The organism is Curtobacterium sp. MCSS17_011 (genome assembly GCF_003224275.1).
GTDB lineage: Bacteria > Actinomycetota > Actinomycetes > Actinomycetales > Microbacteriaceae > Curtobacterium.
Genome location: NZ_QKLE01000008.1, coordinates 119839 through 138402 on the forward strand (window position 1 = coordinate 119839; position 18564 = coordinate 138402).

Genomic DNA, 18564 nt, shown 5'->3' on the forward strand with positions numbered 1-18564 from the left:
CCTCGCTCGCGCCGGACGGGGCGAAGTACCGTGACGGCATGAACCACCGCGACGAAGCGCGCGACTTCCTCTCCAGCCGTCGCGCCCGCATCACCCCCGAGCAAGCCGGCGTCGAGACCTTCGGCACCCGGCGCCGCGTGACCGGGCTGCGCCGAGAAGAGGTCGCCCGCCTCGCCGGCGTCAGCATCGACTACTACACGCGACTCGAGCGGGGGAACCTGCAGGGCGTCTCCGAGAGCGTGCTCGACGCCATCGGCCGCGCCCTGCAGCTCGACCCCGCCGAGCGGGAGCACCTGCGCGACCTCGCGCAGCACCAGAACGAGACCCCGCGTCGCGCCGGTCGCGTCGTGCCCGTCGCCGCCGTCCGACCCGAGCTGCAGTACCTGCTCGACGTCGTCACGGACGCCCCGGCGATGATCGTCAACAACCGGCAGGACATCGTCGCCGCCAACGCACTCGGGTACGCCATGCACTCGGACCTGGTGGCCGCACCGGCCCGGCCGATGAACTTCTCGCGCTTCATCTTCCTCGACCCGCAGGCGCGGAACTTCTACCAGGACTGGCAGCGGGCCGCGCACACGAACGTCGCGATCCTGCGCCGCGAAGCGGGCCGGACGCCGAACGACAGGGACCTCGCCGCGCTGATCGGCGAGCTGTCGATGCGGAGCGACGACTTCCGCGAGCTCTGGGCAGCGCACGACGTCCGACGCCACTACGCCGGCGTGAAGTCGTTCCGGCACAGCGTCGTGGGGCCGCTCGAACTCCACTTCCAGACGCTCGAACTCGCCGAGGACCCGGGGCTCTCCCTGACGATCTACCCGGCGACGCCGGGCAGCCCGACAGCCGACGCCCTGCGGGTGCTGGCCTCGTGGGCGGCGACCGAGGGCATCGCGGAGCGGGCGCGTCAGCTCGCCTGATGCGGTGGTCGCGACCACTGACGGCCGGGAGGCGCGGTGCCAGTTGGCACCGCGCCTCCCGGCTGTGACGTGGTCGCGTCAGACCTCCGGGATCGCGACGTCGAACCAGCCCGGGTTCACCGCGTCCGGGTCCGGACCGTTCCGGCGGCCGGTGTCGAGGGCGTCGAGCCGCGTGAGCTCGTCCTCCGTCAGCGCGAAGTCGAACACGTCGAAGTTCTCGGCGATGCGCCCGGGGTTCGTCGACTTGGGGATCGCGTTCCGGCCCTGCTGCACGTGCCAGCGGAGCATGACCTGTGCCGGAGTCCTGCCGTGCGCCTCGGCGATGGCTCGGATCGTCGGGTCGTCCATAACGCTCACCCGCTCGTCGCCCCAGCCCGGGTAGAACGTGATGCCACCGATCGGGGACCACGCCTGGTCGAGGATCCCGTGCTCCGCGTCGGCACGCTGCACGTCGGGCTGCGTGGAGTACGGGTGCAGTTCGACCTGGTTCAGTGCCGGGATGACGTCGGACTGCTCGAGCAGGGAGCGGAGGTGGTGCGGCATGAAGTTGCTCACGCCGATCGCACGGACCCGGCCATCGGCGTACAGCCGCTCGAGCGCGCGGTACGCCTGCACGGTCTGCTCGAAGCGCTCGGGTGCGGGCTGGTGCAGGATCAGCACGTCGATGGTGTCGAAGCCGAGCTTGCCGGTCGCCTTCTCGAAGGCGTGCAGGGTCGCGTCGAAGCCGTAGTCCGAGACCCAGACCTTCGTCTCCACCACGATCTCATCGCGGTCCACGCCCGAGGCACGGATGCCCTCGCCGACCTGGCGTTCGTTGCCGTAGCCGGCAGCGGTGTCGATGTGCCGGTACCCGACCTCGATGGCCGTCCGGACCGCTTCGACGGTCTCGTCGGGCTTGCTCTGGAACACCCCGAAACCGATGGCGGGGATCTCGAGTCCGTTGTTGAGGGTGACTGTCTGCATGCCGACGACGCTACGACCGACGTGTGCCCGCTGACGGGTACCAGCAACCCCTGCTTCCGGCACCCGGCCGGACGTACCGTGGACGCATGGACACCAGAAGCGAAGTGCGGGATTTCCTCCGCACCCGCCGGGAGCGCGTCACGCCGCAGCAGGTCGGTCTGCCCGACTTCGGTGGGGTCCGCCGCGTGAAGGGGCTGCGCCGCGAGGAGCTCGCACTCGTCGCCGGGATGAGCGTCGACTACTACGTCCGTCTCGAGCGCGGGAACCTGACCGGGGCCTCCGAGAGCGTCCTCGAGTCGCTGTCCCGTGCGCTCCGGCTCGACGACGCCGAGCACGCGCACCTGTTCGACCTGGCCCGTCTGCAGAACGCTTCGGGTGCCTCGCGCCGGACGATCCCGACGTCGAAGGTCCGGCCGAACGTGCAGCGGGTGCTCGACTCGATCGGCGCTCCCGCCTGGGTCCGCAACGGTCGCTTCGACTTCCTCGCCGGCAACACCCTCGCCCGTGCCGTGTACGCACCGCTGTTCCTCGCGCCCTCGGGCACCCCGAACACCGCACGCTTCGCGTTCCTCGACCCCCGCGGTCAGCAGTTCTGGCGCGACTGGGACGCCGTCGTCAACGACGTGGTCGCCGCCCTGCGCGCCGAGGCGGCCCGATCGCCGTACGACAAGGGGCTGACGGACCTGATCGGGGAGCTCTCCACCCGGAGCGACGAGTTCCGGCGGCGGTGGGCAGCGCACGACGTCATGCGGCACCGCAGCGGCGGGAAGCGTCTGCACCACCCCGAGGTGGGCGACCTCGACCTGACCTACGAGACGATGGAACTCGTGACCGACACGGGGTTGACCCTCGTCGTCTACGGCACCGAGCCCGGCTCGCCGTCCGAGGAGCGGTTGCAGCTGCTCGCCAGCCTGGCCGCCACGACCGCGGCGAGCGCGCCGATGGCTGTCTCCGCGGCCGACGACGCATGAACGAGACCGACTCCGTCCGGACGGTCCTCCCCGCGCCGACGACCGGGATCCTCGGCCGACTGCGGTTCCGGCTGCGCGCCGAGCAGGAGATCCACGAGCTCACCCGCGATCGCGAGCTGGAGGAACGGGTCCGAGCCGAGGCGGCCGTGCGGCTCGCGCCAGGCCCCTGGCACCTGGGGGAGTTGTTCCGGCGTCGATGAGCGGAGAGGGGGGAGGACAGCACCTGTCACCGGACGACGCGCGGTCCTAGCGTCGAGGACATGACGATCGCCGAGACCGACCCCGAGTTCGCCCGGTACCACGCCGACTTCGTGGACGAGACCCTGCAGCAGGTGACGCTCAGTGAGCATGACCGCGCGGTCGTCCAGCTCGGCGCCACGATCGCTGCCGGAGCACCGGCCTCGTTCCGGGATCTGCTGGGGACGGCGCTCGACGGTCCGTTGTCACCCACCGAGGCCAAGGAGATCGTGTACCAGGCCGTGGCCTACGTCGGGTCCGCACGGGTCGGGGAGTTCCTGGCGATCACCAACGAGGTGCTCGTCGCCCGCGGGGTCGCCCTGCCGTTGGCCGGACAGTCGACGACGACCCCGGCGGACCGGCTCGAGCGCGGCCGAGCGGTGCAGGGTGCCGTCGTCGGTGCGGACCGCGTCGACGCGATGTACGAGAACGCTCACGCGGACGCCGTGCACTTCCAGCGGTTCCTGTCCGGCAACTGCTTCGGGGACACCGTCGGTCGAGACGGCCTCGCACTGCCGACCCGCGAGCTGCTGACCTTCGCGATGCTCGCGGCGCTCGGCGGGGCCGACGCGCAGGTGCAGGCCCACGTGGCCGGCAACCTGAACGTCGGGAACACCCGCCAGCAGATGCTGGACGTCCTGACCGTGCTCGTCCCGCTCATCGGCTACCCGCGCACGTTGAACGCCCTGGCCGCCCTGAACGAGGGAGCACCCGCAGCATGAGCACCGACCACTCGATGTCGACGGGCCGGACCCTGCTGTTCGCCGTCGCCGGGGGAGCGGCGGTCGGCAACCTGTACTGGTCGCAGCCACTGCTCGACGACATCGCATCGTCGCTCGGCACCTCGGCGTCGCTCGCCGGGCTGCTGGTCACGCTCACCCAGGTCGGCTACGCCCTCGGCATCCTGCTCGTCGTGCCGCTCGGGGACGTCCTCGACCGCCGACGCCTGATCCCCCGGGTGCTCGTCGCCTCGGCCGTCGCGCTGCTGCTCGCCGCGATCGCGCCGAGCTTCGCGACGCTCCTGGTCGCCCTCGCGCTGGTCGGGCTCACCACGGTCGCCGGGCAGCTCCTCATCCCGCTGGCCGGCGACCTCGCCGACCCCGCACAGCGCGGACGCGTGGTCGGGACGATCGCGTCCGGGGTGCTCACCGGCATCCTGGTGTCGCGGACGATCAGCGGCCTGGTCGCCGACGCCCTCGGGTGGCGCGCGATCTACGTGCTCGCCGCCGTCGTCGCCGTCATCCTCGCCGTGCTGCTGCGGCGGGCCATCCCAGAGCTCGGCACCCGCGACGAGGTGGCGTACCCGCAGCTCATCCTGTCGGTGTTCCGTGCCGTCCGGACCCACCGGACCGTGCAGGTCACGCTGGTGATCAGCTCGTCGGTGTTCGCCGTGTTCACGATGTTCTGGACCGCGCTGACGTTCCTGCTGAGCAGCGACCCCTACGACTTCTCCACCAGCCGCATCGGGCTGGTCGGGCTGGTGGGGCTCGCGGGTGCCGTGGCGGCGCAGCGGGTCGGGCGACTCCACGACCGCGGGCTGTCGGTACCCGTCACCGGGGGAGCGATCGGGCTCCTCCTCGTCTCGCTGGTGGTCGCTGGGATCGGTGCGGACTCGATCGTCGTGGTGCTGCTCGCCGTGCTGCTGCTCGACGTCGCGGTGCAGGCGGCGAACGTGCTCAACCAGACCCGGCTCTTCTCGGTCGACCCGGCCGCGCGGAGCCGGCTCAACACGGCGTTCGTCACCTCGAACTTCATCGGCGGCGCGATCGGTTCGGCACTGGCGTCGGTGCTGTGGAACGCCGGGGGCTGGACGGCGGTCATGATCGGCGCCGCGGTGCTGGCGGGGTTCGCCGCGACGGTCTGGGTCGTGCACCGGAACCGCGGGCTCGTGGTCGAGCCGGAGCGGACCTGAGTCAGATCGCCAACTCGACGTCACGGCCGTTGACCGTGACGATGATGCGTGGGTTCTCGGCACCGGTCGCGGTGATGTAGCTCCGGAGAGTGGAGAGCAACATGTCCTCGCGCCGTTCCATCTGCGACACCGCCCCCTGACTGATACCGAGCTCGTGTGCGATCTCGGCTTGCGTGCGCTTCCCCGCTTCGCGCACCATCGCAAGGCTCATCGCGTGGACTCGGTCCAGGTCGTCGGCCTCGGTCTCGAGCGCGGCAACAGCGTCCGCGATGTCCGGCTGCCTCAGGAGACGCTCGACGCGGTCGTTCCCGCGGACGAAGTCCTTCTTGCCCATCATCGTTCCTTCGTTTCGTCGAGCCAGCGGTCGATCAGTCGGTCGGCTCGGGTACCCACAGTGTCGTAGAAGACGTCGCCCATCGATGCCTTGTCGCCCGAGAACAGCGCCACGACGACCCGGTCCCGAGTGGGCGGGAACCAGCAGATGACGCGCAGGGCGACACCCGGAACGTAGGGATGCGAGACACGCCACACGAGGTGCTTCCGTGACTGGCGGACCCGCTTGATCATCGCCGTGTCCTGGACCGGTGCCTCCTCGAGGTCTCGGAGTCGCTTCAGCATGAACGTCAGGAGCTGCAGGCGCTTCCGTCCACGCGGGCTCGTGTCGACCTCGAGACGATCGAGCTGGTCGTTGAACTCTCGCGGCCAGTCGATCTCCATGCGGCGACATTACCCACAACTGATAATAGCTGCAACTAATAACATCCGCAAGGGTTCCGCAGGGCTCAGACCTCGGGGATCAGCGGACCAGGGGGTTCGTGACCTCGAGCTCGCCGCGGTCGACGAGCCAGCGCACGGCGTCCAGCACGGTCTCCTCGGCGGTGAACGCCGGTGCGTAGCCGAGCAGACGACTCGCCTTCTCGGTGCTGAAGACCTGGCTGCGGGACAGGTGCTCCCAGCTGGCGTCAGCGTGTTCCGGAGCCGTGGTCTCGCGGAACCGGTCCCAGGTGACGGAGTCGAGCCGGGCCTCCTGGCCGAACCACGACGCTGCCAGGTGGGCGTACCCGCGCACGGTGAGCGCCGTCGGAGCCGTGATGAAGAAGTCCTCACCGGCCGCCGCATCGCGGTGCTCGAGGGCGAGCTGGAACGCCTGCGCGACGTCGTCGGCGTGCACGTGGGCCATCGTCTCGGCGCCGAGGCCGGGCACCTCGAGCGCTTCGCCCGCGGACAGCTTCGTCAGCACCGAGGTGTCCAGGTTGCCGAGCGGCCCGATCGGCTTCCAGCCTGGGCCGCTGATGTGGCCGGGGTGCAACGAAGTCGTGACCAAACCACCTGACGCGGTTTCTTCCTTGAGCATCCGGGCGATCGCGTCCTTCTGCACGCCGTAGTCGCCGAACGGCGAGGTCGCGTTCTCCTCGGTGATCGGCAGCACGTGCGAGACACCCGCACGCCAGATCGAGCCGCAGTGCACCAGGTGCGTACCCGTGCCGCGGAGCGCTTCGACCATCGCGGCGGCCGACGACTCGGTGAAGCAGACGAGGTCGACGACGGCGTCGGCGCCGGTGCGGCGATGCGGCTGCCGAAGGTGCCGTCGCGGTCCTCCTGCTCGCGGTCGGCGTTGATCCGCTCGACCTGCCGCCACTCCGGGGCGTCGGCGTACGGGGTGCTCGTGCCGCGGGTGACGGCGACGACCTGATGCCCGGCGCGGACGAGACGGGGGACGAGGAACGACCCGATGTGGCCGGTGGCTCCGATGACGACGATGCGCATGGGGCCACCGTAGGCCGAGGCGTGCGGTTCGTGAGCAGGAATGGTCGGGTGCGGCGGTGCGACCCGACCGTTCCTGCTCACGAAGCAGGCACGGAGCGCGACGGGAGCGCGCACGCAGCGCAGCGCGCCCGCCACGCTCAGTCGGCGGTGATGACCTTCACGGAGCCGGCGATGGTCGCCGCGTCCTCGGCGAGCGCCACGACGGGGTCGGGCAGACCCGCGCCCCCGAGGAGCTTGCGCGCACCCCAGCCGACGAAGCTGCCGACGAGAGCGCCGACGCCACCGAGGATCGCGCCCTCGATGCGCAGGTCGCGCTTCCCGGTGGTGCCCAGCGCTGCGCCGGCGAGCGCACCGGAGGCGACCCGGCCGAGCAGCGCGGACGGAGCGATGCGGTTCGGGGTCTTCGGCAGCTTGTCGCCGATGAGCTCACCGACGGCGGACGCCACGAGCAGGCCGCGGCCGACCGGGGTGCTGAAGACCTTCCACTGCTGCCACGAACCCTTCAGCGAGGACCGGTCGTGGTTCAGTGCGAGGACGGCGAGCGGGGTGGCGCTCCGGCCGCCGCTCATGATGCCGAGGACCAGGGTGCGGACCAGGGTGTGCTGCTCGTGCTGCTTGCTCATCGTGACTCCTGTCGTGTTGCCCCTGACGGTACGCACGGTGACCTCGGGTGTTCCGAGCATCGCAAGCGATCGCCGGCGGACGTCCGGCGTTCCCCGGGCACGGAGCCGCCCCGAGTAGCGTCCGGCCCATGAGCAACGTCATCGTCTTCGGCGGCCACGGCAAGGTCGCACTCCTCGCCACCCGCATCCTGTCCGAGCGCGGACACACGGTCACGTCCGTCATCCGGAGCGCCGACCAGTCCGACGAGATCCGGGCGCACGGCGGCGAACCGCTCGTCGCGGACATCCAGCAGCAGTCCCTGAACGACTTCGCCGAACTCGTCCGCGGGCACGACGCCGTGGTGTGGTCGGCCGGTGCCGGTGGCGGTTCCGTCGACCGGACCTGGGCCATCGACCGCGACGCTGCGGTGCTGTCGATCCAGGGGGCGAAGCAGGCCGGGGTCGACCGGTACGTGATGGTGTCGTTCTCGGGCTCGCAGCTCGACCACGGCGTCCCGCAGGACCAGGACTTCTTCGCGTACGCGCAGTCGAAGATGATCGCCGACGCCGTGCTCCGCGACTCGGGGCTGCAGTGGACGATCGTCGCCCCGAGCACCCTGACCGACGACGAGCCGACCGGCTCCGTCGACTGGGACGGCTCGTCGACCCAGGTGCCGCGCGGTGACGTGGCGCACGTGGTCGCCGACGTGGTCGAGAACCCCGGCACGGCCGGCAACACCTTCCGCTTCAACACGGGGTCGACCCCGGTGGCGGAGTTCCTGCGCGCCGACGCGGCCTGACCGAGACCTCCAGACCCACAGACAGACAGACGGACGGGGTCGCGGCGGTCCTCCCGCCGCGACCCCGTCCGTGTCTCTGCAGAGCGTCGAGCTCAGTAGAGCGTCGAGATGCCCGTCATGTCGCCACGGCCGAGCGTGCGGCCGTCGAGCTCGCAGTAGCCGCCGGACGGCTCCATGACCTGGCCGGTGCCGGTCTTCACGTGGTCGAGGCCGTACAAGTGGCCCCACTCGTGCGTGGCGACGACCTGGGTGTCGAAGCGCGCGCCCGAGCAGGTGGCCGTCGAGCTCCACTTGAAGCCGGTGGCGTAGCGCTGGTCGGCCTCGCGGGCGTTGCCGTTGCCGTCGAACCAGACGCACGTGACACCGAGGGTTCCGGTCGGGAGCTTGCCCCAGCCCATCACGTTGTAGCCGTTGTTCCGTGAGCAGCCGCCCTGGTCGGTGAGGTTGGGCTTCTGGGTCGCGAGGCGCAGGTAGTCGTTCTTCGCCGTCGACGTGACGGTGCGGTCGCACGCCGAGATCGTGCCGTTCCAGGTGTTCGCCGCCTTGCGCAGGGCGTCCTTGGCGTACGACGACTTCTGCCCGGTCTGGTTGTAGTACCACTTGACCGTGCTCGGCCAGGTGTAGCCGGACGCCTTGTACGCCGTGCTCGTGCACTTCGTGGTCGCAGCGGTCGCGGCACTCGGGGCTGCCTGGGTCGTCGCCGCCTGGCTCTGGGCACGCTCCTGCTGGACGGCGGGGGCCGAACCGGCCCAGGCCTCGTCGACGCGGACGGCGACACCGGCGGAGCCGTTGTTCGCGATGACGACGTCGGCGAGCTCGGGCGCACCCGGTGCCGAGGTGCTGCTCGCCTTCACGCTCTCACCCGGAGCGGGGAGCGCGAAGGTGCGGCCGTCGGGCGTCACGACCGTGCCGGACGTCGCCGTGCAGCCGCTCTCGAGCGTCTGCACCGACAGGGTCCCGGGGGCACAGCTCGCGCCGGCCCCCGGGGTCGCCGCCTGGGCGGGTGCTGCGGTGATGGTGAGACCGGCGAGGATCGCGACGATCGCCCCGGTGCTCAGCGCGTTCCTGACAGGACGCATGGTTCCCTTCCAGCGGCAGGCGACGTGCCCCCCGCTCCTGATCGGGGTCCATGCTCGCCGATGACCACGCAGCGGGTCCAGGAGTGCGCTGCGGGGACACGCCCCCAGTCAGGGGCGGCGCTCAGGCCATCTGCGCGTAGAAGCGCTCCGGCGCATCGGCGAGCGACGCCTTCACCATGCGGCTCCAGTCGTCGACGAGCACCTCGGCCGCGCCGCGCTCGACACCGTCCAGCGCGGCTCGGGCCACGTCCGTCGGGTCGGTCTTCGGGCCGTCGTAGTCGCCCATCATGTCGGTGTCGGCCGCACCGAGGTGGAGTCCCTGCACGCTGATGCCCTTGGCGGCGAGCTCCAGGCGAACCGAGTTCGTCATGTTCCACTCGGCCGCCTTGGCCGCTGCGTAGCCACCGGCGCCGGGTGCTGCGAACCACGACAGGGCCGACAACACGTTGACGATCGCGCCGCCGCCGTTGTGCTCGATCACCGGTGCGAAGGCACGGATCATCGACAGGCTGCCCCAGAAGTGCGTGTCCATGGCCTTCCGGACGATGGTCAGGTCGTCGGTCACCAGGGATCCCTGCGTCGAGATGCCGGCGTTGTTCACGAGCAGGGTGACGTCGCCCGCGGCGGCCGCCACCGCGTCGACCGAGGCCTGGTCGGTGATGTCGAGGGGCAGCGCGACGACGCCCTCGACGTCGACGAGTTCAGGTCGGCGTGCGGTCGCGTAGACCTTCGACGCCCCGCGCTCCAGCAGCTCGAGGGCGAAGCGGCGTCCGATGCCCCGGTTCGAGCCGGTGACGAGTGCGACCGATCCAGCGATGTCCATGGTGTCTCCTCCTGCCGCGCGGGTGTCTCCCGCAGCGGCTCGGCTACGCTAAGACCTCACATCCATGTCAGGGGCAAGCCCGGATCGGAGCAACATGCGCATCGGTGACCTCGCGGCCGAGACCGGCGTCAGCGTCCGCTCGCTGCGGTACTACGAGGAGCAGGGACTGCTCACCGCGTCGCGCACCGCGAGCGGGCAGCGGGTCTACACGGACGCAGCCGTGGAGCGGGTCCAGCTCGTACAGCAGCTGTTCGCCGCCGGGCTCGCGAGCCGCACGATCGTGCAGCTGCTGCCCTGCGTCGACCGCGGGGAGTCGACGCCGGAGTCGTTCGCGCTGCTCCTCGCGGAGCGGGACCGGATCACCGCGCAGCTGGCCGAGCTCGAGGCGGTCCGGGGGCGCCTCGACCAGGTCATCGAGATCACCGAGCACCCCACCGCCGAGCACTGCCCGGCGCTGCGTGACCGGCCTGCGGAGCCGGTCGCGGCCTGAGACACGGCACCGGGACGGACGGGAGGCCCGTGGCGGGTCCGCCACGGGCCTCCCGTCCCTAGCGGGTCGCTGACGACGCCCGCACCACCAGCGCGTGGCGGGAGCGCAGCACCCCGGGCGTCGCCGGAGCGCCCTCCTCGAGCTGGGCGACGAGCACCCCGACCGCCGTCGCCGCGACGCAGTCAAGGTCGGCCGACACCGTGGTCAGCGCCGGGGTCGAGTACGCCGACTCCTCGATGTCGTCGAACCCGACGACCGCGACGTCGTCCGGCACGGTCCGGCCCGCGAGCTGCAGGGCACTCATCGCCCCGAGCGCCAGCGCGTCGTTGCAGCAGACGATCCCGTCGACCGGCACGCCGGCGTCCAGGAGTTGCCGTGCAGCTGCCGCCCCCTCGGCCCGGTGCCAGAGCGCGGTCGGCACCACCCGCTCGGGTGCGAACGGCACGCCGTGGTCGTCGAGCGCCTCGCGGTAGCCGCGCAGTCGCTCCTGCGCCGTGCGCACGGGGCCCGACGGGTCGGACCCGATGAACGCGATCGACCGGCGACCGGCATCGAGCAGGTGGGCGGTCGCGTCCCGCAGCGCGTCGGCGTTCGACATCGCGATGAACGGAACAGGGGCGTCCGGGATCGGCTCACCGAGCACGACCAGGGGGAACTTCACCTCGAGTGCGGCGGCGTCGCTCGGGCGGACGGTCAGCGGGCTGTAGATGATGCCGTCGATGGAGTGCTCGCGCATCCGGGTGATCGCGTCCGCCTCGCGCACGCCGCTCGCGGTCTGCTCGATGAGCACCGTGTAGCCCACGGCTCCGGCAGCGCGGATGACGGCGTCGGCGAGTTCGGCGAAGTACGCCTGCCGCAGTTCCGGCACCGCGAGCCCGAGCACCTTGGAGCGTCCGGCGCGGAAGTTCCGGGCCGAGACGTTGAGCTCGTAGCCGAGCTCGTCGACGGCGGCCATCACGCGGTCGCGCGTGCGGACGGAGACGTGTTCGTAGCCGGACAGCACGTTCGAGACGGTCTTCTTCGAGACACCCGCCACGGCGGCGACGTCGCTCATCGTGGGCGGAGAGCGGTGCCCCTGCGCCATCGGGCACCCCCTCTCACGTGCGGACTGCGTTCGGCAGGAACCTACCGCACCAGCGTGGTGCGGACCGGACGGGAGGCCCGTGGCGGGCCCGCCACGGGCCTCCCGTCCGCCCTCCGGCCCGTCCAGGGCCCCGCTCAGTCCGCCAGGAACCGTCAGCTCCCGGTCTGCTCCGTCGGTGCGGCCACGGGCTTCGACTGGCTCGACCCTCGTTGCCGCAGGGACACGGTGGCGATCACCATCACCGAGATGACCAGGAACTCCGACTGCCAGTTCTGCATCGACTCGAACCAGAACTGGCTCGTGCCCAGGTAGCCCCACGCCGAGACGACACCGCCGCCGTGCTCGAGCTGCTCCTCGTTGTAGGCCGCAGCACCACCGATCAGGTGCCCCACCACACTGCCGAGGAACAGCACCGCGAACAGGATGAGCAGGGAGTTCTCGTACAGCACGAGCACGATCCCGCCCCGGCGCACCGGCCACGGAGCCTTCGGGTCGTCGGCGTGCTCCCGTGGGTCCTCGTCCTGCGGGCTCTCCTCGTCCAGCGGCTCGGACTCGCTCGACCCCTTCTGGAACAGGAACACCGTGAACACGATGTACGCGCCCATCTGCAGGAACTCGCTCTCCCAGTTCTCGAACGTGGCCTCGGCGAAGTCGCCGCTCGTCAGGAAGCCCCAGAGCGACTCGGCCACCTCGCCGTGCTGGAGCGCGTCCGCCACGGACACCCGCCACCCGGCGAACACCATGCCGATGAAGCACACGACGAAGACGGCGACGTTCGCGAGGAGCAGGCCGTGCCGTCGCACGCGCTGCCACCCGCCCGATCCGTTGAGCAGGCCGAGGGTCACCGGGTCCTCCGTTCGTCGTGTCGAGGCCATCCTGGTCCGGCCACGACGAACGCCTTCGCAGGGCCGTCCTGGCCGGATCGCGCTGCTGCGCCACCCCGTTCCGGACACCTTCCGCAGCCCGGCTGTCCGACTTTCGCCGTCCGGCCCCGGTTCGTCCACGGCCACCGGGGAGCACGACCTACCGTCGATCCCACCCCGATCGACAGGACCGCCGGCGAGGACGCAGAGAGGAACGGACCCGAGCGATGACCACCACGACCACCTTCACCACCGACACCGCACTCGCCCCGAAGCACGCCCACAGCGCAGTGGCCCGCCGTGCACGCTGCGTCTCCGAGCGCAGCCCCTTCACCGAGATCCGCGAACAGGCGCGGCTCCGGACGCTCATGGTCGCCGCGACCGCGACCGGGATCGTCTCGGTCACCGCCACGGCATCCGCGGCCGTCGTCGTGATCGGCCTCGGCGCATGAGCCCCGTGGCCCACCCCTTCGACGACGACGCGATGGACGAACTCCGGGCCCAGCCCCTCGAGTGGCGCCGCCGCGGCCTGATGCCCCCCACCGAACTCGAGGCGCTCATCGCCCGGCGGCTGTCCGGCGTGGTGCGGGGCGTCCCGGCTGACCCGACGTACGCGGACTTCTTCGTCGCAGCGTGAGCGCCGTCACCCTCGTGGCTGGACCGACCTCCTCGTCCGGAGCGCCGGTCGGGTTCGGAGCGCTCGACACCGTCCGCAACCGGCACGACGAGTGGATGCGCGGATTGCTGGCGCACGAGGCCGCCTTCGACGACCCCCGGGACCGGCTGCTCGCCGTGTTCACCCACCTGGAGCACCGTCTCGTGGCCGACGGGCACCGCGCGTGGTCCGGCGCGGCCCACGCCGGAGCAGGAGCCGCCGCCGACGGAGCCGACCTCACCGACCTGCTGCACGATCAGCTGCGGCAGGTCGAGGCACACGTCGCCGAACGCTGCGCTGCGGCCGCGTTGCCGGTGCACCTCGGCCAGGCGCTCACCCTGCTGCTCCACGGAGCGCACGTCGAGGCGACCGTCCACCGCTCGGTGCAACCGGTCCGCACGGCCCGGACCGCTGCGGCGATGTTGCTCGCGGTGCACGAGGGTGACGCCCTGTTCTGACCGCATCTGGACAATCGCGCGATGGCCCCGAACCGGGGTGTGAAACTACTGCTCGAGCGACATGAACGACGACACCGAGCAGCCCGCGCGTATCCGGGTCGACGAGCAGGGCACGGACCTCGCAGCCGCGAAGCAGACCCTCGCGACCGCGTACGACGGCATCGAGTGGCACGCCGACACCACGGGCGACGGGTTCGACTACCGGTACACGGCGGCCGGCGACGGCACGATGACACTCCGCGCCGTGCGCTTCGGTGGACGCCTGACGGGTGAGATGCCCGCCGGTGACGACTTCGTCGTCCAGTGGATCACCCGCGGGCTCGGCGTCCTGGGCGACGGCGGCTCCGCCATCCACCTCGTGCCGGGGCGCCCGCAGATGTGGCCGAACGAGGCGTTCCCGTTCCGCTTCGAGGACTACGACCAGCGGCTCGTCCAGGTGAACCGCACCGCCGTCGAGGGCGTCGCAGCCGAGCGTGGCCTGTCGCTCCGCCGCTTCGACCACACCGCCCAGATCGACGACGCGGCGATCCGGCAGTGGCGGCAGACGGTCCAGCTCATCTCCGCGACGACGCTGGACCGGCAGGCGTCCCCGCTGCTGCAGGCCGAGATGGGACGGTTGGCCGCGGTGTCCCTGCTCGAGCTCTACCCCCGCGCCACCGCCGACCTGCCGCCCGAACTCCTGCTCCCGCAGCACCGTCGGATCCGGCAGGTCGTCGAGTACGTCCACGAGCACGCGCACCTGCCGATCACCAGCACCGACCTGGCCGAGATGGCGCACCTCAGCCTCCGCGCCCTGCAGGCCGCCTTCCAGCGGCTGCTCGGGATGTCGCCGAACGCCTACATCCGCTCGGTGCGGCTCGACCGCATCCGGACCGAACTGCTGGCGTCCGACCAGGCCACCACGACCGTCGCCGACGTCGCCCGCTACTGGGGCTTCGCCCACGCCGGCCGGTTCTCCGCCGCGTACGCCGACCGGCACGGCGAGTACCCGAGCGAGACGCTCCGCCGCTCCCGACCGCGGTGCGCGCGACTCAGAGCGTGACGCCGGTGGCCCTCGCGAGCGCGTCGAGCAGTTCGGTGCGGAACCGCTGGTCGGCGACCGCCGGGTGCGGTTCCTGCCGCTCCCCGTGGAACCAGTAACCTCCCGTCACGGTTTGGTCGGAGTCGGTCGCGAGCGTCTCCTGCGTGCGGTGTCCCAGCTCGAAGTCGTCCGGAGCGCCGGCCCCGCCCATCTTGGTCGCCACCCAGCCCGGGTCGACGGAATTGCTCAGCACGCCCGGGCGTCGGAGCGGCACCTCGGCGGCGAGCGCCGTCACGAACAGCTTCGTGTCGGAGTACGAGTTCGTCTCCGAAGCGCCGGTCCAGTCGACGGTGTCCAGGCGCGGGCGGCCGCCCCGGTGCATCCCGCTGCTCAGGTACACGTGCCGCTTCGGGGCCTGCAGCAACGCGGTGAACAGGTAGGGCGCCACGACGTTGACGGGCACCAGGGAACGGCCCGAGATCACGCCGGCGTTGTGCACGATGGCGTCGAGCGGGGTGCCGGCGTCGACTTCCCGAGCGGTGGCGATCACGGCGTCGCGGTCCGCCAGGTCGGCGACGACGAGTTCGGCGCCGCGCTCCACCAGGTCGGCGACCGCCTCGGCGCGGGCCCGGTTGCGTGCGTGGACGACGACGTCGTGTCCGCTGCGGAGCAGCGAGTCGGCGGTTCCCCGCCCGAGGCCGTCGGTGGATCCGGTGACGAGGATGCGTGCCATCCGCCCATCATGCGCCCGACCGCTGCGGCGGGTCCGGCAGGTGGACCGGCAACGGGCGGACGGGAGGCGCGGTGCGGGCCGGCCACGGGCCTCCCGGCTGTTGACGGCTCCCCGTCACACCTCCGCACATTGCGGCCCGCTGGTCCTGTACGTTTCCTGCGTAGACATCCCCTGACCAGAGAGGACGCGGCGCCATGACTGACGGCACGCCCCAGTACAACCAGCAGAACCCGAACCCCTACGCCGCCGGCGGGCAGCCCTACGGCGCTCCGATGCAGCCGTCGTCCGACCGCTTCAACGTCATGGCGATCGTCGGCTTCGTCCTCGCCTTCGTGATCAACATCGCCGGCCTCGTGGTGTCCATCATCGCGCTCTCGCAGATCAAGAAGACCGGGGAGCGCGGCCGCGGCCTCGCCCTCGCCGGCGTCATCATCAGCGCCCTGTCGCTCGTGTTCGGCATCATCTGGATCATCTTCGTGGTCGCGGTCCTCGCGAACGCCCCCACCAGCACCACGGGCGGGTACTGACGCCCACCAGCACCACACCGGAGGCCCGTGGCAGCTCGCCACGGGCCTCCGGTCTGTTCGAGGCTGGTTCCTGAGTCCTGGCCTCAGCCGATGACGCCGGTGTGCTCCAACACGATGTTCAGGCCGATCAGGATCAGGACGACACCACCCGCGATCTCCGCCGGCTTGCCGAACCGGGCGCCGACGCGGCGACCGACGACCACCCCGACGAACGACAGCACCGCGGTCGTGATCCCGATGAGCAGCACCGCACCGCCGATCGACACGGGCAGGAACGCCAGGGTGACCCCGACCGCCAGGGCGTCGATGCTGGTCGCAACCGCCAGCACGAGCAACTGGCGGATGGGCAGCCGGTCGGTGTCCTGCTCGGTGTCCTCGTGCGTCGAGAACGCTTCCCACAGCATCTTCCCGCCGATCAGCGCGAGCAGCCCGAACGCGATCCAGTGGTCGAAGGCCGCGATGTCCTGGGCGAACGCCGATCCGAGCAGCCAGCCGAGCAGGGGCATCACCGCCTGGAACACCCCGAACGTGAGCGCGATCACGATCGCGTGCCGCACGTCGAAGCGCTTCATGTGCAGGCCCTTGCCGAGGGCGACGGCGAAGGCGTCTGCGGAGACGCCGAGCGCGATGAGGAGGAGGGCCCAGAACGACATGGGGGCGGCGCCTTTCGAGACGGTCGGACGGAGACGCCGACGTCTCAGGACCTGACGATCCTGGCATGGTCCACGGCACGAAAAAGCCTGATCAGCGGGATTCGTCGCCCCGAATCCGCGGGTTGGTGGGCCCGGTCCGCCAATCCGGCCCACGTCGTCGACGCCACCAGAGACGGCCTGGAGGCGCGGGGCGGGCACGGCCACGGGCCTCCCGTCCGGCAGTCAGTGCGTCAGGAACCGGCGGCCGCGTGCGCGGCCACCTGGCTGGCCGTCAGTTCCGTGCCGTAGACGGCTGCGTACCGCATCGACCCGGTGAAGTACGGGTTGCTCGTGGAACCCGGCCACCCGCTGACGACGTCGTAGCCGACGCGGAAGTACCCGGTGAAGTTCTCCGGGCTCTTGAAGGCCGCGTTCGACGCGACGAGCGTGCCGTCGACGTACAGCCGCATGCCGTTGGTGGGCGACATCGTCGCCACCGTGTGGTGCCACGTGCCGTCGTTGAGGGCCGTCGGCGAGGTGATGACCTGCGTGGTGCCGTTGTAGGAACCGAAGGAGAGCTGCCCGGTGGTGGTCAGGTAGAGCTTCCGGTCGTGCTGACCGGACGCACCGGTCTGGCTGCTGCCGAAGCCGATGAGCATGCCGCCGGCGACCGTGGTGCGGAACCAGACCTCCTCGCTGAAGGTCGTCGGGTTGGCGTACGAGCGCGGGGTGGAGACGTAGCTCGTGGAACCGTTGAGCGCGTAGGCGCTGCCGCTGTCACGTGGGCAGGCGTTCGGGCTCGGCGTGGTCGCGGTCATGGTGCCCTGGTAGGTGCCGTTCGCAGCACGACCGGACCAGTCGGTGGCCGTGCGCGAACCGGAGGCCTCGGTGAGGCGGTACGCGAACAGGGCGTTCGCGGTGTCGGCGCCGACGGCGCCCGTGCACGTGAAGTAGGGCGCGGTCGCCGCGGTGTTCGCGCTGTTGGTCACGCGTGCGCTGTACGCCGAGCGGGTCGGCGCGAACTGGTTGAGCAGGACGACGACGGCCAGGGCGACCACGAGGAGGACGGCGACGACGCGGCCGTCGCGCAGGCGGCGGAGGATCACGAGGGACGCACCGTCTCGACGCGGCCGACCGCCAGGCACGCCACGAGCGGCACGAGGCACACGGCGATCAACGCGACCCAGCCCAGGGGATCGAGGTCGATGTTCGACATGAGCTGGTAGTGCCCGTTCTTCGTCAGCTCGTGGATGACGACCCGGCCCATCTCGCCGTCGACCAGGTGGACGCTGTTGCCGCCGTGGGCGTCGACGCGGACCGGGAAGATGCCCGACGAGATCACGGTGGCCTCGACCCCCGTCGGGCTCGAGGTGTTCGTGATCGTCGTCACGTTGACGAACGGCTTGAACACGAACGCCGCGTACGAGACGGTGAGGGCGCTGCCCGCGATCCGGAGGCAGGAACGGGTCACCCGGTCGGTGAACGCGCTGGTCAGGGTCAGGATGATCAGCGTGCCGATGAGCAGGATCGGCGCGGCGCGGAGCAGCCAGCCGATGCGGGGGACCAGGAGCGCGGGAGTGCCGATGACGTCGGCCTGGGTGAGCGTCCACGGGTCGGTCGCGCCGTTGACGTCGCCGCGGGTGTGGAGCCCGCCGTCCGCGTCGATCGAGACGATGCGGTGCGTGTAGACGACGTCCGGGTTGGCGGAGGTCTCGAACGAGACGATGTCGCCGACGCTGAGCGTGGCGACGTCCACCGGCAGGTCGAGGACGAGGGTGCCGACGGGGGCGGCTTCGCCCATCGACGGGGTCTCGACGACGAACCAGCGGCCGCCCGCGGAGAGGAACAGGACCGCGGCGGTGAGGAGCAGTGCGGCGATCGCGGCAACCGACCAGGCGAGGACCGTCTCCGAGCGGGTGACCTGACGGCCGCGGAGGACCGGGCGGTCGAGCATCCCGCTGAGCGGGATCGCTGCGGTCTGGCTCATGGGCTCTGCTCCGGGAGGTCGTGGCTGTCTCTTATACACATCT

At 71.0% G+C, this 18564-nt stretch carries 25 protein-coding genes and 1 pseudogene; 12 read left to right on the top strand and 14 right to left on the bottom strand.

What is annotated here, in order from left to right; genetic code table 11:
- Positions 1-38 precede the first annotated feature (38 nt).
- Complete coding sequence (locus tag DEJ17_RS08205; protein WP_110892917.1) at positions 39-917, top strand: helix-turn-helix transcriptional regulator; 879 nt, start codon at positions 39-41, stop codon at positions 915-917.
- Between the two features lie 78 nt (positions 918-995).
- Here the strand turns inward: DEJ17_RS08205 and DEJ17_RS08210 are convergent, their stop codons facing one another.
- A complete protein-coding gene (locus tag DEJ17_RS08210; protein WP_110892918.1) occupies positions 996-1880 on the bottom strand; it encodes an aldo/keto reductase in 885 nt (294 codons plus the stop codon).
- Positions 1881-1966: 86 nt separating this feature from the next.
- Here DEJ17_RS08210 and DEJ17_RS08215 point away from each other — a divergent pair, with 86 nt between their 5' ends.
- From DEJ17_RS08215 to DEJ17_RS08230, 4 genes are read left to right on the top strand one after another with little or no spacing between them, the layout of a single operon-like run.
- Positions 1967-2851, top strand: a complete 885-nt coding sequence (locus DEJ17_RS08215) for a helix-turn-helix transcriptional regulator (RefSeq protein ID WP_181421105.1) — start codon at positions 1967-1969, stop codon at positions 2849-2851.
- Positions 2848-3051 (top strand): hypothetical protein, encoded by a 204-nt coding sequence (locus DEJ17_RS08220; RefSeq protein WP_110892920.1) that lies wholly within the window; start codon positions 2848-2850, stop codon positions 3049-3051. The genes DEJ17_RS08215 and DEJ17_RS08220 overlap by 4 nt, the downstream gene beginning before the upstream one ends.
- Positions 3052-3111: 60 nt before the next feature.
- A complete protein-coding gene (locus tag DEJ17_RS08225) occupies positions 3112-3810 on the top strand; it encodes a carboxymuconolactone decarboxylase family protein (RefSeq protein ID WP_110892921.1) in 699 nt (232 codons plus the stop codon).
- A complete protein-coding gene (locus tag DEJ17_RS08230; protein WP_110892922.1) occupies positions 3807-5000 on the top strand; it encodes an MFS transporter in 1194 nt (397 codons plus the stop codon). The genes DEJ17_RS08225 and DEJ17_RS08230 overlap by 4 nt, the downstream gene beginning before the upstream one ends.
- Before the next feature lies 1 nt (position 5001).
- Here DEJ17_RS08230 and DEJ17_RS08235 read toward each other — a convergent pair whose 3' ends face one another.
- From DEJ17_RS08235 to DEJ17_RS08250, 5 genes and pseudogenes are all read right to left on the bottom strand, one after another.
- On the bottom strand, positions 5002-5337 hold the full coding sequence (locus DEJ17_RS08235; RefSeq protein WP_110865336.1) for a sigma factor-like helix-turn-helix DNA-binding protein: 336 nt from the start codon (positions 5335-5337) through the stop codon (positions 5002-5004).
- Positions 5334-5717, bottom strand: a complete 384-nt coding sequence (locus DEJ17_RS08240; RefSeq protein ID WP_110892923.1) for a hypothetical protein — start codon at positions 5715-5717, stop codon at positions 5334-5336. The genes DEJ17_RS08235 and DEJ17_RS08240 overlap by 4 nt, the downstream gene beginning before the upstream one ends.
- Positions 5718-5796: 79 nt before the next feature.
- A complete protein-coding gene (locus DEJ17_RS08245; protein ID WP_309146739.1) occupies positions 5797-6504 on the bottom strand; it encodes an NAD(P)-dependent oxidoreductase in 708 nt (235 codons plus the stop codon).
- Between the two features lie 170 nt (positions 6505-6674).
- Positions 6675-6767: pseudogene (locus DEJ17_RS18145) on the bottom strand (NmrA family NAD(P)-binding protein); the annotation flags it as partial.
- A 137-nt stretch (positions 6768-6904) separates the two neighbouring features.
- Entirely contained in the window at positions 6905-7390 is a 486-nt protein-coding gene (locus tag DEJ17_RS08250; protein ID WP_181421106.1) for a DUF4126 family protein, read from the bottom strand.
- Positions 7391-7518: 128 nt separating this feature from the next.
- On the opposite strand from DEJ17_RS08250, the gene DEJ17_RS08255 reads away from it, so the two are divergent.
- Entirely contained in the window at positions 7519-8169 is a 651-nt protein-coding gene (locus DEJ17_RS08255; RefSeq protein ID WP_110892925.1) for an NAD(P)H-binding protein, read from the top strand.
- A gap of 92 nt (positions 8170-8261) precedes the next feature.
- Here the strand turns inward: DEJ17_RS08255 and DEJ17_RS08260 are convergent, their stop codons facing one another.
- Both DEJ17_RS08260 and DEJ17_RS08265 read right to left on the bottom strand, forming a co-directional pair.
- On the bottom strand, positions 8262-9248 hold the full coding sequence (locus DEJ17_RS08260; RefSeq protein WP_110892926.1) for a matrixin family metalloprotease: 987 nt from the start codon (positions 9246-9248) through the stop codon (positions 8262-8264).
- A gap of 121 nt (positions 9249-9369) precedes the next feature.
- Complete coding sequence (locus DEJ17_RS08265; RefSeq protein WP_110892927.1) at positions 9370-10071, bottom strand: SDR family oxidoreductase; 702 nt, start codon at positions 10069-10071, stop codon at positions 9370-9372.
- Positions 10072-10165: 94 nt separating this feature from the next.
- Between DEJ17_RS08265 and DEJ17_RS08270 the strand changes: the two genes are divergently transcribed.
- Positions 10166-10561, top strand: a complete 396-nt coding sequence (locus DEJ17_RS08270) for a MerR family transcriptional regulator (RefSeq protein ID WP_110892928.1) — start codon at positions 10166-10168, stop codon at positions 10559-10561.
- A 58-nt stretch (positions 10562-10619) separates the two neighbouring features.
- Here the strand turns inward: DEJ17_RS08270 and DEJ17_RS08275 are convergent, their stop codons facing one another.
- Both DEJ17_RS08275 and DEJ17_RS08280 read right to left on the bottom strand, forming a co-directional pair.
- The gene (locus DEJ17_RS08275) at positions 10620-11645 is read right to left on the bottom strand and encodes a LacI family DNA-binding transcriptional regulator (protein ID WP_110892929.1); all 1026 of its coding nucleotides are present in this window, start codon (positions 11643-11645) and stop codon (positions 10620-10622) included.
- Positions 11646-11797: 152 nt separating this feature from the next.
- The gene (locus DEJ17_RS08280; RefSeq protein ID WP_258366725.1) at positions 11798-12490 is read right to left on the bottom strand and encodes a DUF6766 family protein; all 693 of its coding nucleotides are present in this window, start codon (positions 12488-12490) and stop codon (positions 11798-11800) included.
- A gap of 245 nt (positions 12491-12735) precedes the next feature.
- Between DEJ17_RS08280 and DEJ17_RS08285 the strand changes: the two genes are divergently transcribed.
- From DEJ17_RS08285 to DEJ17_RS08300, 4 genes are all read left to right on the top strand, one after another.
- Positions 12736-12960, top strand: coding sequence for a hypothetical protein (locus DEJ17_RS08285; RefSeq protein WP_110892930.1), 225 nt, complete (start codon positions 12736-12738; stop codon positions 12958-12960).
- Positions 12957-13145: a hypothetical protein gene (locus tag DEJ17_RS08290; protein ID WP_146239666.1), complete on the top strand. Its 189-nt coding sequence runs from the start codon at positions 12957-12959 to the stop codon at positions 13143-13145. The genes DEJ17_RS08285 and DEJ17_RS08290 overlap by 4 nt, the downstream gene beginning before the upstream one ends.
- Entirely contained in the window at positions 13142-13621 is a 480-nt protein-coding gene (locus DEJ17_RS08295) for a hypothetical protein (protein WP_110892932.1), read from the top strand. The genes DEJ17_RS08290 and DEJ17_RS08295 overlap by 4 nt, the downstream gene beginning before the upstream one ends.
- Before the next feature lie 61 nt (positions 13622-13682).
- Positions 13683-14663: an AraC family transcriptional regulator gene (locus DEJ17_RS08300; RefSeq protein ID WP_110892934.1), complete on the top strand. Its 981-nt coding sequence runs from the start codon at positions 13683-13685 to the stop codon at positions 14661-14663.
- Here DEJ17_RS08300 and DEJ17_RS08305 read toward each other — a convergent pair.
- Complete coding sequence (locus DEJ17_RS08305; RefSeq protein ID WP_110892936.1) at positions 14653-15375, bottom strand: SDR family NAD(P)-dependent oxidoreductase; 723 nt, start codon at positions 15373-15375, stop codon at positions 14653-14655. The genes DEJ17_RS08300 and DEJ17_RS08305 overlap by 11 nt on opposite strands.
- 194 nt (positions 15376-15569) lie before the next feature.
- On the opposite strand from DEJ17_RS08305, the gene DEJ17_RS08310 reads away from it, so the two are divergent.
- Positions 15570-15902 carry a DUF4190 domain-containing protein gene (locus DEJ17_RS08310; RefSeq protein WP_110892938.1) on the top strand — a complete coding sequence of 111 codons (333 nt, stop codon included), beginning with the start codon at positions 15570-15572 and terminating at the stop codon, positions 15900-15902.
- 83 nt (positions 15903-15985) lie between these two features.
- On the opposite strand, the gene DEJ17_RS08315 is transcribed toward DEJ17_RS08310, so the two are convergent.
- The 3 genes from DEJ17_RS08315 to DEJ17_RS08325 all read right to left on the bottom strand — a co-directional run bounded on the left by DEJ17_RS08315 (position 15986) and on the right by DEJ17_RS08325 (position 18521).
- Positions 15986-16555, bottom strand: a complete 570-nt coding sequence (locus DEJ17_RS08315; RefSeq protein WP_110892939.1) for a manganese efflux pump MntP family protein — start codon at positions 16553-16555, stop codon at positions 15986-15988.
- 230 nt (positions 16556-16785) lie between these two features.
- Complete coding sequence (locus DEJ17_RS08320) at positions 16786-17640, bottom strand: LamG domain-containing protein (RefSeq protein ID WP_110892941.1); 855 nt, start codon at positions 17638-17640, stop codon at positions 16786-16788.
- Positions 17637-18521: a S26 family signal peptidase gene (locus DEJ17_RS08325; protein ID WP_110862913.1), complete on the bottom strand. Its 885-nt coding sequence runs from the start codon at positions 18519-18521 to the stop codon at positions 17637-17639. The genes DEJ17_RS08320 and DEJ17_RS08325 overlap by 4 nt, the downstream gene beginning before the upstream one ends.
- Between the last annotated feature and the right edge of the window lie 43 nt (positions 18522-18564).